The 13,510-nt window shown below is 62.7% G+C and carries 15 protein-coding genes; 12 read left to right on the top strand and 3 right to left on the bottom strand.

Annotated features, from left to right (window positions below):
• Positions 1-43: 43 nt before the first annotated feature.
• Both LHFGNBLO_RS10860 and LHFGNBLO_RS10855 read right to left on the bottom strand, forming a co-directional pair.
• The gene (locus LHFGNBLO_RS10860; protein WP_258606677.1) at positions 44-814 is read right to left on the bottom strand and encodes a sulfite exporter TauE/SafE family protein; all 771 of its coding nucleotides are present in this window, start codon (positions 812-814) and stop codon (positions 44-46) included.
• 95 nt (positions 815-909) lie between these two features.
• On the bottom strand, positions 910-1,362 hold the full coding sequence (locus LHFGNBLO_RS10855) for an Lrp/AsnC family transcriptional regulator (protein ID WP_258606676.1): 453 nt from the start codon (positions 1,360-1,362) through the stop codon (positions 910-912).
• Positions 1,363-1,494: 132 nt separating this feature from the next.
• Here LHFGNBLO_RS10855 and LHFGNBLO_RS10850 point away from each other — a divergent pair, with 132 nt between their 5' ends.
• The 9 genes from LHFGNBLO_RS10850 to LHFGNBLO_RS10810 all read left to right on the top strand — a co-directional run bounded on the left by LHFGNBLO_RS10850 (position 1,495) and on the right by LHFGNBLO_RS10810 (position 9,630).
• A complete protein-coding gene (locus tag LHFGNBLO_RS10850) occupies positions 1,495-2,400 on the top strand; it encodes a DMT family transporter (RefSeq protein ID WP_258606675.1) in 906 nt (301 codons plus the stop codon).
• 178 nt (positions 2,401-2,578) lie between these two features.
• Positions 2,579-3,226 (top strand): thiamine phosphate synthase, encoded by a 648-nt coding sequence (locus tag LHFGNBLO_RS10845; protein WP_258606674.1) that lies wholly within the window; start codon positions 2,579-2,581, stop codon positions 3,224-3,226.
• A gap of 49 nt (positions 3,227-3,275) precedes the next feature.
• A complete protein-coding gene (locus tag LHFGNBLO_RS10840; RefSeq protein ID WP_258606673.1) occupies positions 3,276-4,274 on the top strand; it encodes a tetratricopeptide repeat protein in 999 nt (332 codons plus the stop codon).
• A gap of 170 nt (positions 4,275-4,444) precedes the next feature.
• On the top strand, positions 4,445-5,011 hold the full coding sequence (gene efp / locus LHFGNBLO_RS10835; protein WP_258606672.1) for an elongation factor P: 567 nt from the start codon (positions 4,445-4,447) through the stop codon (positions 5,009-5,011).
• 85 nt (positions 5,012-5,096) lie between these two features.
• Positions 5,097-5,897 carry an inositol monophosphatase family protein gene (locus tag LHFGNBLO_RS10830; protein ID WP_258606671.1) on the top strand — a complete coding sequence of 267 codons (801 nt, stop codon included), beginning with the start codon at positions 5,097-5,099 and terminating at the stop codon, positions 5,895-5,897.
• A 107-nt stretch (positions 5,898-6,004) separates the two neighbouring features.
• Positions 6,005-6,697, top strand: coding sequence for a PAQR family membrane homeostasis protein TrhA (trhA, locus tag LHFGNBLO_RS10825; RefSeq protein WP_258606670.1), 693 nt, complete (start codon positions 6,005-6,007; stop codon positions 6,695-6,697).
• A 207-nt stretch (positions 6,698-6,904) separates the two neighbouring features.
• The gene (locus LHFGNBLO_RS10820; protein WP_258606669.1) at positions 6,905-7,930 is read left to right on the top strand and encodes a MotA/TolQ/ExbB proton channel family protein; all 1,026 of its coding nucleotides are present in this window, start codon (positions 6,905-6,907) and stop codon (positions 7,928-7,930) included.
• A 1-nt stretch (position 7,931) separates the two neighbouring features.
• Entirely contained in the window at positions 7,932-8,963 is a 1,032-nt protein-coding gene (locus LHFGNBLO_RS10815) for a peptidoglycan -binding protein (RefSeq protein ID WP_258606668.1), read from the top strand.
• Between the two features lie 241 nt (positions 8,964-9,204).
• Complete coding sequence (locus tag LHFGNBLO_RS10810; RefSeq protein ID WP_258606667.1) at positions 9,205-9,630, top strand: hypothetical protein; 426 nt, start codon at positions 9,205-9,207, stop codon at positions 9,628-9,630.
• A 68-nt stretch (positions 9,631-9,698) separates the two neighbouring features.
• On the opposite strand, the gene LHFGNBLO_RS10805 is transcribed toward LHFGNBLO_RS10810, so the two are convergent.
• Complete coding sequence (locus LHFGNBLO_RS10805; RefSeq protein ID WP_258606666.1) at positions 9,699-10,052, bottom strand: DUF1304 domain-containing protein; 354 nt, start codon at positions 10,050-10,052, stop codon at positions 9,699-9,701.
• A gap of 162 nt (positions 10,053-10,214) precedes the next feature.
• On the opposite strand from LHFGNBLO_RS10805, the gene LHFGNBLO_RS10800 reads away from it, so the two are divergent.
• From LHFGNBLO_RS10800 to LHFGNBLO_RS10790, 3 genes are all read left to right on the top strand, one after another.
• Positions 10,215-11,699 (top strand): carboxypeptidase M32, encoded by a 1,485-nt coding sequence (locus LHFGNBLO_RS10800; protein ID WP_258606665.1) that lies wholly within the window; start codon positions 10,215-10,217, stop codon positions 11,697-11,699.
• Positions 11,700-12,196: 497 nt separating this feature from the next.
• Positions 12,197-12,676 (top strand): GlcG/HbpS family heme-binding protein, encoded by a 480-nt coding sequence (locus LHFGNBLO_RS10795; RefSeq protein ID WP_258606664.1) that lies wholly within the window; start codon positions 12,197-12,199, stop codon positions 12,674-12,676.
• A gap of 56 nt (positions 12,677-12,732) precedes the next feature.
• Positions 12,733-13,500, top strand: a complete 768-nt coding sequence (locus tag LHFGNBLO_RS10790) for a hypothetical protein (RefSeq protein WP_258606663.1) — start codon at positions 12,733-12,735, stop codon at positions 13,498-13,500.
• Positions 13,501-13,510: the final 10 nt, after the last annotated feature.

Below are 13,510 nucleotides of genomic sequence, written 5' to 3'. Positions count from 1 at the left end.
TCTAGACCCCGAAAACATCCGATCCATCGGGATGGATCAGGCTCTAAAGAAGGCCGGCGATCCCGTCCCACAGAAGTTTGACCGCGACGACCGCCACGGTCGCATAGGTGAAGGGGTAGAACAGTTCCGGCCGCATCCGCCGCACCAGCCAGGCGCCGGCGATGGTCGAGAGCGGCGCCAGTGGCACCAGCACCACCGATGCGGTCAGATTGGCGGTGTCGAACTGGCCGAGCGCGAAATAGGGCACGAGCTTCAGCGCGTTGGTGGCGGCGAAGAAGATCGCCGCGGTACCCGACAGCACTTTCGGATCGAGCCGTATCGGCAGCGCATAGACCTGGAAGGGTGGGCCGCCGACATGGGCGACGAAGCTGGTGAAGCCGGCGACCGCCCCCCAGATGGCGGCAGCGACGCGGTTGGGCGCCACCGCATGGTCGGCGCCGTGGCGAAACTGCAGATAAAGCCAGCGCAGCACGAAGATCAGGGCGACCGCGCCGACGATCAGCCGCACCATCTCCTCGGTAACGAGCGCCGCCGTCAGCCAGCCAAGACCGATGCCGATCACGGCGCCCGGCATCATGTCGACCAGCATCTTGCGGTCGTAGACGCCCCACCATGTCCACACAGAGACGATGTCCATCAGGCACAGAATCGGCAGCAGAATAGCGGCCGCCTGCACCGGCGGCATGGTCAGCGCCATCAAGGGCACGCCGACAAAGCCGACGGCTCCGCCGAAGCCGCCTTTCGACAGGCCGACAAGAATGACCGCCGGAATGGCGGCGGCATAAAACCAGGGATCGGCGAGCAGACCTGTCATGGAAGGGGAAGCTGGAGGGAAAGGCGTGAATTCTGGAATAGCCGAGAAACAATCCCGCCGCGACTGCAAAAATGGCGGCAGCGCGCCGGCACCGGTCACATGTTTGGCATGGGGCCGAGCGGTGGCGGCCGCCGCCGGATCGGCTGCGCCTTGATAATCGCGGTGCTGGTTTCGGCCTTGTCGGCGATACGATCGAGAATCCCGTCAAGGTCGCCGATCGAGCGCACAAAAAGGCGGGCGACGAAACAGTCATCGCCGGTGACCTTGTCGCATTCGCCAAACTCCGGGATCTCCTCGATCAGCTTCTGAACGATATGCAGCTTGCCAGGCAAGGGCCGGATGCGAACGATCGCCTGCAAGGAGTAGCCGAGCGCTTGCGGGTCGATCTCGATGGTGAAGGCCCTGATAACGCCGCGATCCTCGAGACGTCGAAGCCGTTCCGAGACACTCGGCGACGACAGCCCGACCTGCTGCGCCAGGTCCTTCAGCGAGGTTCGCGAATCCCTGACCAGGATATCCAGAAGACGTCGGTCCAGCTCATCCAGCATTTTGCATTCCTTAGGTGAAAGCAGGATGCACCTTAGATAATTAGGCTGTTATCGTATATCTCCTTTTACATTCCGTGGAAAGCGCCAATCCAACATGAGATTATGAAGCATCAATGGCTTTGGAGGTCTCTGATGGACAACACGGTACGCGGCACGATCGAGATGTCCGCCGCAATGGCGATCCTGGGTACGATCGGCTGGTTCGTCGTGCTCTCCGGCCAGCCCATCATGGACGTCGTGTTCTGGCGCTGCGCCTTCGGTGCGATAACGCTGCTGGTCATCTGTGCAGCCCTTGGGTTGCTGCGTGGCAGGTTGTCGCTGCGCATCATCGGCATCGCCGCTCTTGGCGGCGCTGCCATCGTCATCAACTGGCTGCTGCTGTTCAGTTCGTTTTCCCGCGCCTCGATCTCGATTGCCACCGCGGTCTACAACACCCAGCCCTTAATGCTGGTCGGCTTCGGCGCTTTTTTCTTCGGCGAACGGTTGACGCTGACAAAGCTGACCTGGCTTGGCATCGCCTTCGCCGGCATGGTGCTGATCGTGCAGGCCACGCCTGACGCAGGTGACGTCGGCACCGATTACTTTACCGGCATCGTGATGGCGCTGGTAGCGGCTTTCTTCTGGGCCGTCGCCGCCATCGTCACCAAGAAGCTCAAGGGCACACCGCCGCAGCTGATCGCTCTCATCCAAGTTTGCGTCGGCGTCGTCGTGCTCGCGCCGTTTGCCAATCTTTCCCAGCTTCCCACCGATGCCTGGAGCTGGAGCATGCTGGCGACGCTCGGCATCGTCCATACCGGCTTCATGTACATTTTGATGTATGGCGCCATCCAGAAGCTGCCGACGCATCTGCAGGGGTCGCTGTCCTTCATCTACCCCGTGGTCGCGATCCTGGTCGATGTCATTGCCTTCGGCCATCGGCTGCACCCGACCCAGATCGCCGGCGCCGCCGCCATCCTGATCGCCGCCGCCGGCATGAATCTCGGCTGGACGCTATGGAGGGCGAAGCCGTCGATCGAGGGTTCGCAAGCAATCAAGTGAGTCACCCCGCCGTGATCGTTCGCCAGCCGATATCGAGACAATCCAGGTAGAGTTGTTTTCCGCTGTTCGACGGCCAAATCGCGATCCTGCCTGCCCGCCTGTTCAAGGCGGGCTCTTTGCTCTATGCCGCAATCCAACCATCTTCGCCCGGCATAGGCGAAAACCGGGATCGAAACCAATGAATGACGCAACACCACCCAACCGCTGCCGCATCGTGCTGATCGCGCCGCCAGGCGCATCGGTGCAACGCATCGGCGCAGCCTTCGAGGGCGGCGACGTTGCGTCGCTGATCCTGCCCGAGAACGGCATGGACGAGGCCTCCTTCCAGGCCTTCGCCGAACAAATCGTGCCGCTGGCGCAGGCCGCCGGTGTCGCTGTCATCATTGCCGGCGATACCCGCATTGCCGGCCGCGTCCAGGCCGACGGCATCCATGTCGAGGTCGGCAAGGTCGAGCTCGCCGAGACGATCGAACACTTCCAAGCCAAGATGATGGTCGGCACAGGCGGCGCCAAGACCCGCGACGATGCGCTGGAGCTCGGCGAGACGCGGCCCGACTACATTTTCTTCGGCCGCTTCGGCTACGACAACAAGCCGGAGCCGCACCCCCGCAACCTGTCGCTTGGGCAATGGTGGGCGGACGTGATCCAGATCCCGTGCATCGTCATGGCCGGCTCCGACCTCGCCTCGGTGGAAGCGGTCGCCGCCACCGGTGCCGAATTCGTGGCACTGTCCAGCGCCGTCTTCGCCGATGGCGTCGATCCGAAGACGGCGGTGGGTAGCGCCAATGCGCTGCTCGACGAAACCGCACCGCGTTTCGAGGACTGACGTGCCGTCGCCAGTGCTTCCTCTTTGGGCTCTCGTTGCAGCCTTGGTGATGCAAGGCGCCGCCACCGCCGCGCAGACAGTTCCGCTGCCGCAGCCAAAGCCAGACACCGGCGTGCATACCGACAAGCCGATCGAAAAGCCGCTGCCGCAGCCCGCCACCACCGCCGAGCCCGCACCGCTGCCGTCGGCCGACGCCATCAATCCCGACCGTTTCGGCGCCAAGCCGTCGGACCCCGCCTACGGCGCCTTTCAACGCGGCCTCTACAAGACGGCCTACAACCTCGCGCTGATCCGCGCGGAAAACGGCGACCCGGTGGCGCAGACCCTGGTGGCCGAGATACTGTCACGCGGGCTCGGTGTACCGCTCAACGCGGCAGGGGCCGCGAAATGGTACGCGCTTGCCGCCGAACAGGGCATTCCGGAATCGCAATTCCAGTATGCGCTGATGCTGCTCGACGGCCGCTACGTCAAGAAGGACGAGAAGGAGGCCTATGCGCTGATGCAGGCGGCCGCCGAGGCCGGCAACCGGCTGGCGCAGTTCAATTTCGCGCAGCTGCTGGTCGCGCAGGACCCTGGTGACGCCGGCATCGCCAAGGCCGTCTCCTACTACGAGCGCGCCGCCGCCACCGGGCTTGCCGATGCGCAGTATGCGATGGCGCAGATCTATGCCAATGGCGCCGGCGGCAAGCCGCGCGACGACGCCCAGGCCCGCCGCCTGCTGGCGCAGGCCGCAAGGCAGAATTACGACACCGCGCAAATCGATCTTGCCGCCTGGATGATTGAGGGACGTGGCGGCCCGCGCGACCTGAAATCCGGCTTTGGCTGGATGAAACAGGCTGCCGAGGGCGGCAATGTCGCCGCCCAGAATCGCCTCGCCAAGCTCTATATGGGCGGCATCGGCACCGACCCGGATCTGATCCTGGCCGGCGCCTGGTACATCGTCGCCCGCCGCGCCGGGCTTATCGATCCGCAGATGGACGATTTTCTGCAGGGCCTGACCGACGACCAGACCAAGCAGGCGCTGCAGAAGGCGAACCGCCTGCCGTAAACCGCCCCGGACACTGAACATCCGGCAGCAACGCGGGTGGATATCAACGAGGAATTGGCCTTGCCGTCGTTCGGCCCCTCTTGCCTCGCTCCCTTGCCTCTTTGGGTGATTTGTGGTCTTGGAGGCCGAAATTCGCAGCGGCGAACATCTCATTCCGGATCAAAATCATCATGGCCAAGATCAATGGCAACGAAATCCGTCCCGGCAACGTCATCGAGCATGATGGCGGCCTTTGGGTGGCGGTCAGGACCAACACCGTCAAGCCCGGCAAGGGCGGCGCCTACAACCAGGTCGAACTGAAGAACCTGATCAACGGCACCAAGCTCAACGAGCGCTTCCGCTCGGCCGAGACCGTCGAGCAGATCCGTCTGGAGATGAAGGATTTCTCCTTTCTGTACGAGCAGGGCGACGCACTGGTGTTCATGGACACCGAGAGCTACGAGCAGCTCGAACTGCAAAAAGAGTTCGTCGGCGACCGTGCCGCCTTCCTCCAGGACGGCATGATGGTAACCGTCCAGCTCTATGACGAAAGGCCGATCGGCATTTCGCTTCCCGACCAGGTGACGCTGGCCATCACCGAGGCTGACCCGGTGGTGAAGGGTCAGACGGCGGCCTCGTCCTACAAGCCGGCGATACTGGAAAACGGCATCCGCGTGCTGGTGCCGCCCTTCATCGGCTCTGGCGAGCGCATCATCGTCGATACCAACGAAATCACTTACGTGCGCCGCGCCGACTGATGCATGTCGCCCAAAAGTGGCCCCGGTTTTGGGCCACCGACATGCTCGAGACAGAGCTCAAAGCGCAGCAGCAGGAAGAAGCACGATGGCACGCTCCGCACTTCTAAACGTCATGGTTCAGGCCGCCATGAAGGCCGGCCGTTCGCTGTCGCGCGACTTCGGCGAAGTGCAGAACCTGCAGGTCTCGATGAAGGGGCCGGGTGACTATGTCAGCCAGGCCGACCGCAAGGCCGAGGACATCCTGTTTGCCGAATTGTCGAAGGCGCGGCCAGGCTATGCCTTCCTGATGGAGGAGCGCGGCGTCATCGAAGGCGACGACGGCCAGCACCGCTGGATCGTCGATCCGCTCGACGGCACCACAAACTTCCTGCACGGCATTCCGCTCTTTGCCATCTCGATCGCGCTGGAGCGCCAGGGCCAGATCGTCGCCGGCGTCATCTACAATCCGGCGATGGACGAGCTCTACACCGCCGAACGCGGCGGCGGCGCCTTCATGAACGATCGCCGGCTGCGCGTCGCCGGCCGTACCAAGCTGGTCGACACGGTGATTGGCTGCGGCGTGCCGCATCTCGGGCACGGCCAGCACGGCAATTTCCTTGTCGAGCTGCGCAACGTGATGGCCGAGGTTTCCGGCATCCGCCGAATGGGCTCTGCCTCGCTCGATCTCGCTTACGTCGCCGCCGGCCGCATGGACGGGTTCTGGGAAGTCGGCCTGTCGGCCTGGGATGTCGCCGCCGGCATCTTGTTGATCCGCGAAGCGGGCGGCTTTGTCTCCGACATGGACGGCGGTCAGGACATGCTGGAAGGCGGCTCCGTCATCGCCGGCAACGAGGTCATTCACCGTGCGCTGTTGAAGACCGTGAAGAAGCCGGTCACGCCGCGCTGATACCACTAGGCCGGCGCGCGCTGATGCGCCGCAGTCGCAAAACCGCAACCAAAGCTTGAAATACTGTCCGGCGACTGCCCAGATATGGGTGATATGCAGGACCCTCGATGATCAACAGCCGGCCCGAATTGCAGATCGAAATCCCGTTTGTGGGTCGCTGGCACTATTCGCGCGCCGAGATGATCGCCGACGGCATCGTCCATGCGGTTGGCATCGTGCTGGCGATATCAGCTGGCTCGGCGCTGCTGGCGCTGGCCGCGTTCCATGCCGGCCCCGGCGAATATATCGCTGCCGCCTTCTACGTGGTTTCGCTGCTCACCGTGCTGTCGGTATCGCTGGCCTATAATCTGTGGCCGGTGTCGTCACCGGCAAAGTGGATCCTGAGGCGCTTCGACCATGCCGCGATCTATCTGTTGATCGCCGCGACCTACACGCCTTTCCTTGCCCAGCTCGACACCTCGCCGCTGGCCGTCTCGATGATTGTCCTTGTCTGGACCGCGGCAGTGATCGGCATCGCCATAAAAGTGTTTCTTCCTGGCCGCTTCGACCGGCTGGCGATCGTCTTCTATCTCGCCATCGGCTGGAGCGGCATCGTTCTGGTCAAGCCGCTCGTCGCGACATTGCCGACGACATCGATCGCACTCATCGTTGCCGGCGGCATCGTCTATTCCTGCGGTGTCATCTTCTTCGCCTGGAAGGGCCTGCGCTTCCACAATGCACTGTGGCACGGCTTTGTCGTCACTGGCGCCGGCCTGCATCTTGCCGCAATGGTCGATTGCCTGGTCATCAACCGGCTTTGACGCAGCATGTGACCCGGGAACCGAAAGGTTGCGGACAAGATCATCTGCCGAACCGGATTTTAGAGTGTTAGAGCGTCCTTTGCGCGTCCAGTCGGACGCGCGGCGCTCCAGTGGCAATATTGCCAAGCGCCATTCAATTTGGTCACAATTCCGTTTAGAGTCGCGAATTACTTGATCGACGGCAGCGGCATCGGAAACGGGGCACGGATGGCTTTTCTCAGATATTTCGGTGTGGGCAGGCGTTCCGACGTCCTGATTTACGACCCGCACAAACTGTCGAGCCCGCAGGTCTTTCTGTTGACCATGGTGATCTTCCTGGTCATCGTCGCCTTCATCGCCGCCATCCTGACACGCCAGATATCGAGCGCCTTCGTCACCAACCCCGGCCTCAACGGCCTGATCGTCGGCGTGCTGGTGATCGGCATCCTGCTTGCCTTCGCCCAGGTCGGACGCCTGTTTCGCGAAGTGCGCTGGGTCAACTCCTTCCGTGCCGGCTCCGAAACCACCGAACCGATACTGCTGGCGCCGATGAAGGCAATGATCGGCCGCTCGGCGTCGATAGCCTTCTCGACGACCTCGATGCGCACCATGCTTGATTCGATTGCCACCCGCCTCGACGAAAGCCGCGACACCTCGCGCTACCTCGTCGGGCTCCTGGTGTTCCTGGGCCTGCTCGGCACCTTCTGGGGCCTGCTCAACACGATCGGCTCGATCCGCGAAACCATCAATTCGCTCGATCCCGGCACGGGCGATGCCGCCGCGGTGCTCGATTCCCTGAAACAGGGGCTTTCGGCGCCGTTGGCCGGCATGGGCACAGCCTTCTCATCCTCGCTGTTCGGCCTCTCGGGCTCGCTGGTGCTCGGCTTCCTTGACCTGCAGGCCGGCCGTGCCCAGACGCGCTTCTACACCGAACTCGAAAACTGGCTGTCCTCGGTCACCGACCTGTCGCACGACATCGTCGTCTCCGATGCGGCCAAGACCGAGTCCTCCGACGAGATCCGCGTCTTGTCCGAAAGGCTGCGCAGCATGCAGGAAAACGGCGGCGGCTCCAATCCGCGCGTCGCCACAGCCATGGCCAATCTGGCCGACGGCATTTCGGGCCTGGTCAAGAACATGCGCTCCGAACAACAGATTATGCGCGACTGGGTCGAAGCGCAGTCCGACGAGCAGAAGGCGATGCGCAGCACGCTGGAGAAGATCGCCGACGCGCTGAAGAAGCAGGGAGTCCACTAGCATGGCTCTCGCCAGGGGCCGGCGCACCGATCGCCGCATCGACTACTGGCCAGGCTTCGTCGATGCGCTGTCGACGCTGCTCCTGGCTATCATGTTCCTGCTCACGGTCTTCGTGCTGGCGCAATTCCTGCTCGGTCGCGAAATCTCCGGCAAGGACACGGTGCTCAACCGCCTCAACTCGCAGATCAACGAACTGACCCAGCTTCTGGCGCTGGAACGCTCGACGACGCAGGACAAGGAAGATTCGCTCGCCAATCTGCAGGCGTCGCTGTCGGCGTCGGAAGCCGAAAAGAGCCGGCTCGAACAATTGCTGGCACAAGGCGCCGGTGCCGGCGACGCGGCCAACCAGCGCGCCACGGCGCTGAGCGGCGAACTCGAAGGCCAGCGCCAGATCAGCCAGCAGGCGCTGAGCCAGGTCGAAATCCTCAACCAGCAGATCGCCGCACTGCGCAAGCAGATCGGCGCGCTCGAGGATGCACTCGACGTCTCGGAAACCCGCGACCGCGACTCCAACACCAAGATCGCCGATCTCGGCCGTCGCCTCAACGTCGCGCTGGCGCAACGCGTGCAGGAGCTGAACCGCTACCGGTCCGACTTCTTCGGGCGCTTGCGCGAGATCCTCGCCGACCGCGAGAACATCCGCATTGTCGGCGACCGTTTCGTCTTCCAATCGGAGGTGCTTTTCCCCACCGGCTCCGAAGTGATCAACGATGCCGGCAAGGTCGAGATGAAGAAGCTCGCCGACGCCATCATCGAATTGCAGAAGGAGATCCCGCCGGAGATCAACTGGGTGCTGCGCGTCGATGGCCACACCGACAACAAGCCGCTGTCCGGTGCCGGCCGCTACCGCGACAACTGGGAATTGTCGACGGCACGCTCGACCTCGGTGGTGAAGTTCCTGATCGAGAACGGCGTGCCGGCCAACCGGCTGGTCGCTGCCGGCTTCGGCGAATTTCAGCCGCTCGATCCCGCCGACACCGAAGAGGCGCGCAACAAGAACCGCCGCATCGAGCTGAAGCTCACCGAACGGTGATGCAGATCACGCCAATTTGTTCAGCCGGCTCGGCGCTAGGGCACGAATATGAGGTCGACAAGGCCTGAAAAGATTATCTTTTTTTAATTACACTTCGCCACGGCACGCTCCTAGCGTCCGCCATGGGCCGAGAACCGCCGGCGATGTCTCCCATCATCGCGACGCGACGGAACCGGACGGCCCGTGGCCGGAAGACCGACGAGATAGTCGCCGCCTTCCCCAATAAGAGGAGGACGCAACCATGCGCTCTTTGAACACTCTCAGGACTGCAAGCCTCACCGCACTGCTCATCGCCGTTCCGCTCGCCGGCGCCTGCGCCGCCGGACACCACAAGGGCGCCCTTGATGAGTCTGCGCCGACCGACTTCACGGGTCCGCGCGTCACCAGCCTGATCGAACAGGTGAAGGGTGTCGACGAAGGCATCACCGACGCAAGGCAGGAGAAAACGATTACGCCGGCCGAGGCGCAAAGGCTGCACATGCGCGCCGCCCATATCAGCAAGGCAGCGACAAAAACGGCCGCCGCGGATCATGGCAGGATACCCGCAACGCAGTATCACGATTTGATGCGACGGCTCGACAATGTCGACCAGGCGCTCCGGGTTGACACCGGCACCAGCTTCTTGATGGGCGACGGCGCCGACGGCGGGCACTATCCGAACGGCTGATCACCTGACCAGAGGAAGGGACTGAGCACCTGGCGCCCAAGGGAACTCCGTCCCCCAGGGCGTCTTTTTCACCAGCCAAGCCAGAGCACGATCAGCGCCAGGACGGACGGCACGGTCTGGATGAACAGGATCTTCCTGCCGACCGTCGCCGCGCCGTAGAGGCCTGCAATGGCGACGCAAAGCAGAAAGAAGACTTTGATCTGGAAGCCGGCCTCGCCGAGATAAAGGCCCCAGATCAGGCCGGCGGCGAGAAAGCCGTTGTAAAGCCCCTGATTGGCGGCAAGCACTTTCGACGCGCTGGCGAATTCCGGCGTCAGGCTGAATGCCTTGTGGCCGCGCGGCGTATCCCACAGCACCATTTCGAGATAGACGATGTAAAGGTGGATCAGGGCCACCAGCCCGACCAGAATGTTGCCGACCATCTTGTCTCCCCTGCATCGCGGTCCTTTGCCGCCGGCCAGCATTCCACGCCCGCCGTCACCTCCGCAAGGTGCATCGCACCAAACCAACGGCAGACATGGGCTTCAGGGTTGCCAATGCTTGCGCATTGGTATCTTTTCCCGCCGTCCGATTCGGAACCCGTCATGTCCTTTCAAAAACTCGATGACCTCGGCCACAAGCTCGAAGCGCTGGAGCATGCGCTCGCCATCCTTGGCGCCGACGAGGCGACCCATATGGCTGTGGGCGGCGGCGAGAAGCGCGCCGAAGCGATGTCGGCTCTTGCCGGCATGCATCACGCCCGGGCGACGGCGCCGGAGATTGCCGATTGGATCGCGGCGGCCGAGCAGGAAACGCTGAACGAGGAGCAACAGGCAGCCGTCAGGGAATTCCGCCGCCAATACACCAACATGACCTGCCTGCCGGTTGAGTTCGTCGAGCGGCAGACGACGGCGCGCATGCGCTCCGAACAGCTCTGGCGCGATCTGCGCGCAAAGAACGACTGGGCGGGTTTCCTGCCGGCGCTTGAAGGCGTGGTAGCGCTGGTGCGCGAGGAAGCGGCACTCCGCGCCGACGTACTCGGCCTCGACCCCTACGACGCGCTGATGGAGCAATATGATCCCGGCAACCGCACAGCCGACATCACGCCGGTATTTGTTGAGCTGAAGACTTTCCTCAGAGGTTTTGTGCCGGAAGCGCTGGCCGTGCAGGAGGCGCGGCTCGGCAAGCGCCCGCTAAAACCGCTTTCGGGCCGCTATGCGATCGACAAACAGCGCGAGCTTGGCCTCGCCATGATGGCAGCGGTCGGCTTCGACCTCACCCATGGCTCGCTGTCGGTGTCGCATCATCCCTTCTGCGGCGGCGTGCCAAGCGACGTGCGCATCACCACCCGCTACAAGACCACGGATTTCCTGTCGGCGTTGATGGGCGTGCTGCACGAGACCGGCCATGCGCTATACGAGCAGAACCTGCCGGAGGCTTGGGCGCATTGGCCGCTGGGCAAGGCGCGCGGCATGGCGGTGCATGAAAGCCAGAGCCTGTTCGTAGAAAAGCAACTCGGCCGCAACCCGGCCTTCTGGCGCTGGGCACTGCCGGTGGTCGAAAGGCATCTCGGCGAGGCCTGGTCGATCGACGACATCCTGCCGCATGTGCACCGGGTCGAACGCGGCCTGATCCGCATCGACGCCGACGAGGTCACCTATCCGCTGCACGTCATCCTGCGCTACGAACTTGAACAGGAGCTGGTCTCCGGGCGGCTGGAAGTGGCAGACCTGCCCGAGGCCTGGGACGCCAAGATGCGTGAATACCTTGGCCTGTCCACCATCGACAACCCGGCTGACGGACCGATGCAGGACGGGCACTGGCCGGGTGCCGCCTTCGGCTATTTCCCCTCCTATGCGCTGGGCGCCATGATGGCGGCGCAGCAATGGTCGGCGCTGATGCGGGAGTACCCTTCCGCCGAGGGCGACCTGGCAAGGGGCGATTTTGCGGCAATCAACGACTGGCGCCGCGAACGGGTCTGGTCCCAAGGTTCGCGCTGGTCGACGCCGGATCTGCTCGAACGCGCCACCGGCGAGAAGCTCAATGCCACCTATTTCGTCAATCACCTGAAGCAGCGCTATGGCGGATGAAACGGCCATGGCGAGTTCACCAGATACGCCGAGCCGGAAGTCCGGATGATCGAGGCGATGCGGCTGGTCTAGGCTAGGACACCATTCGCTAAGTCGGCCTGTCGATGGGCCGCGGCTCCTACATCCCCGCTGCCCCAGTAACGTGATTGCCAGTTGCTCCGGTGACTGCAAGGACAAGGCCTTGCTTCTCGCCTCCAGCGAAGCAAACTGAGCCCGTTAGCTAGAGACAGCACAGCGTAAATTTCGGGCGCCATATGGCCGAACGGACTTGGCTATTGTCCGTACAAGCCCATTCTTTCACATCCCCAAATACTCCATTTCGGAATTCGTCATTCATTCGCGAGACGGGCAGACATATCCCTGTCCAGCAACCAACGGCACCCACTCTCAAATCCACCAAGGATTGATGAGCGCCCGCATGGTCTTCTCGTGAGGCGGCAGCGACCTTCGCTTCGTCTCGACGAAACAAGGTCGCATGACCAACGAAAGGTTCAAACATGTCTATGTCAAAATGGGCCGCCACCGCTGCAGCCATTGGCTTTCTCTCGGTTACCACCTCCGCATTTGCCGGCGACGCCGATGTTTATGGTCCCGACATCACTCTGTCGGAGGCCAAGCAGGTTGCCGCCGGCGCTGTAAAGGAATGCGCTGCCAACAAGTGGCTCATGGCCGTCGCCGTCGTCGATACGCACGGCGCCCTCGTCTACTACGAAAAGGCAGATAACACCGAGGTGGCGAGCGCCCAGATCGCCTTGGACAAGGCAACTTCGGCAGCCGTCTACAAGCGTCCGACACGCGACTTCTTCGATGTTACGGCCAAGATGGGCCCGTTCATGCTGAACATGGATCACGTCATCGCAGCGCCTGGCGGCATTCCGGTCATGAAGGACGGCAAGATCATCGGTGCGATCTCGGCTAGTGGCGGCACGGGCGCACAGGACGAGCAGTGCGCCAAGGCCGGCCTTGCCGGCTTTTGATCCTCGTTAGCGACGGCTCCGGACGGAGCTGCCGTACTTCCAAAGGAACCATTGAAATGATGAATCTCAAATCGCTGGGCAGCCGTCTTGCCGCGGCCGCCGCGCTCACCGTTGCGCTTGCATTGCCTTCGCTTGCAAACGCGGCCGAGCTTTACAGCGGAAGCAATTCCGATGTCCGCACGATTCTCTACTACAAGGCTTCGACGGTTGAGCTCTCCAAGTTCCTGCCAGCGGGCTGGGAACTCAGCCCGTTTACGACAGCACCTTCCGCCGGCGCCAACCTCCAGATTGAATTTGTGGATCAGCTTTATGCGGTGGATCCCAAGGGTACCGTCGGGGCTCCGTACCGCTATGTGCTTTTCGGCATCCCTGTTCACAAGACGGGAAGCAGTGAGAACGTGCTGATGTTGTTCGATGGCCTTTCGCGCGGTGGAGCCGGTCCTTACGGCATTGCCGAAACGGCCAACGACGAGATCAATCGTGGGGTTCACTATAGCTCGGGCCCGACGACGGTGAGCGAGACCTGGAATTTCGAAGGTGGCGGTGAGAAGGTCTCACTGCAAACGGAATTCGAACGTGGCCCGGTGACCCTGGAGAAGGGCGACAGTCACGTCTACTCGCAGCTCAAGCCAGAATTCTCGCGCATCTATCGCTACAATGAGGCCGCTGACGTTGTGAAGTCCGGCGACGCAAACCATCTCCGCAGCCTGTCCCTGAAGGCCGAAGGTGGAAAGTTGACCGCGCTGTTCGACGGCAGCGAGAGCCTTGTCTCGGTCGTATCGTTGCCTGTCTATTCCCGCGACATCTTTGTTCCGCAGCCCTGAGCTGCATTTT

Origin of the sequence: Mesorhizobium sp. AR10 (assembly GCF_024746795.1) — a bacterium.
Taxonomy (GTDB): domain Bacteria; phylum Pseudomonadota; class Alphaproteobacteria; order Rhizobiales; family Rhizobiaceae; genus Mesorhizobium.
This window is presented reverse-complemented; position numbering and strand designations above follow the sequence as displayed.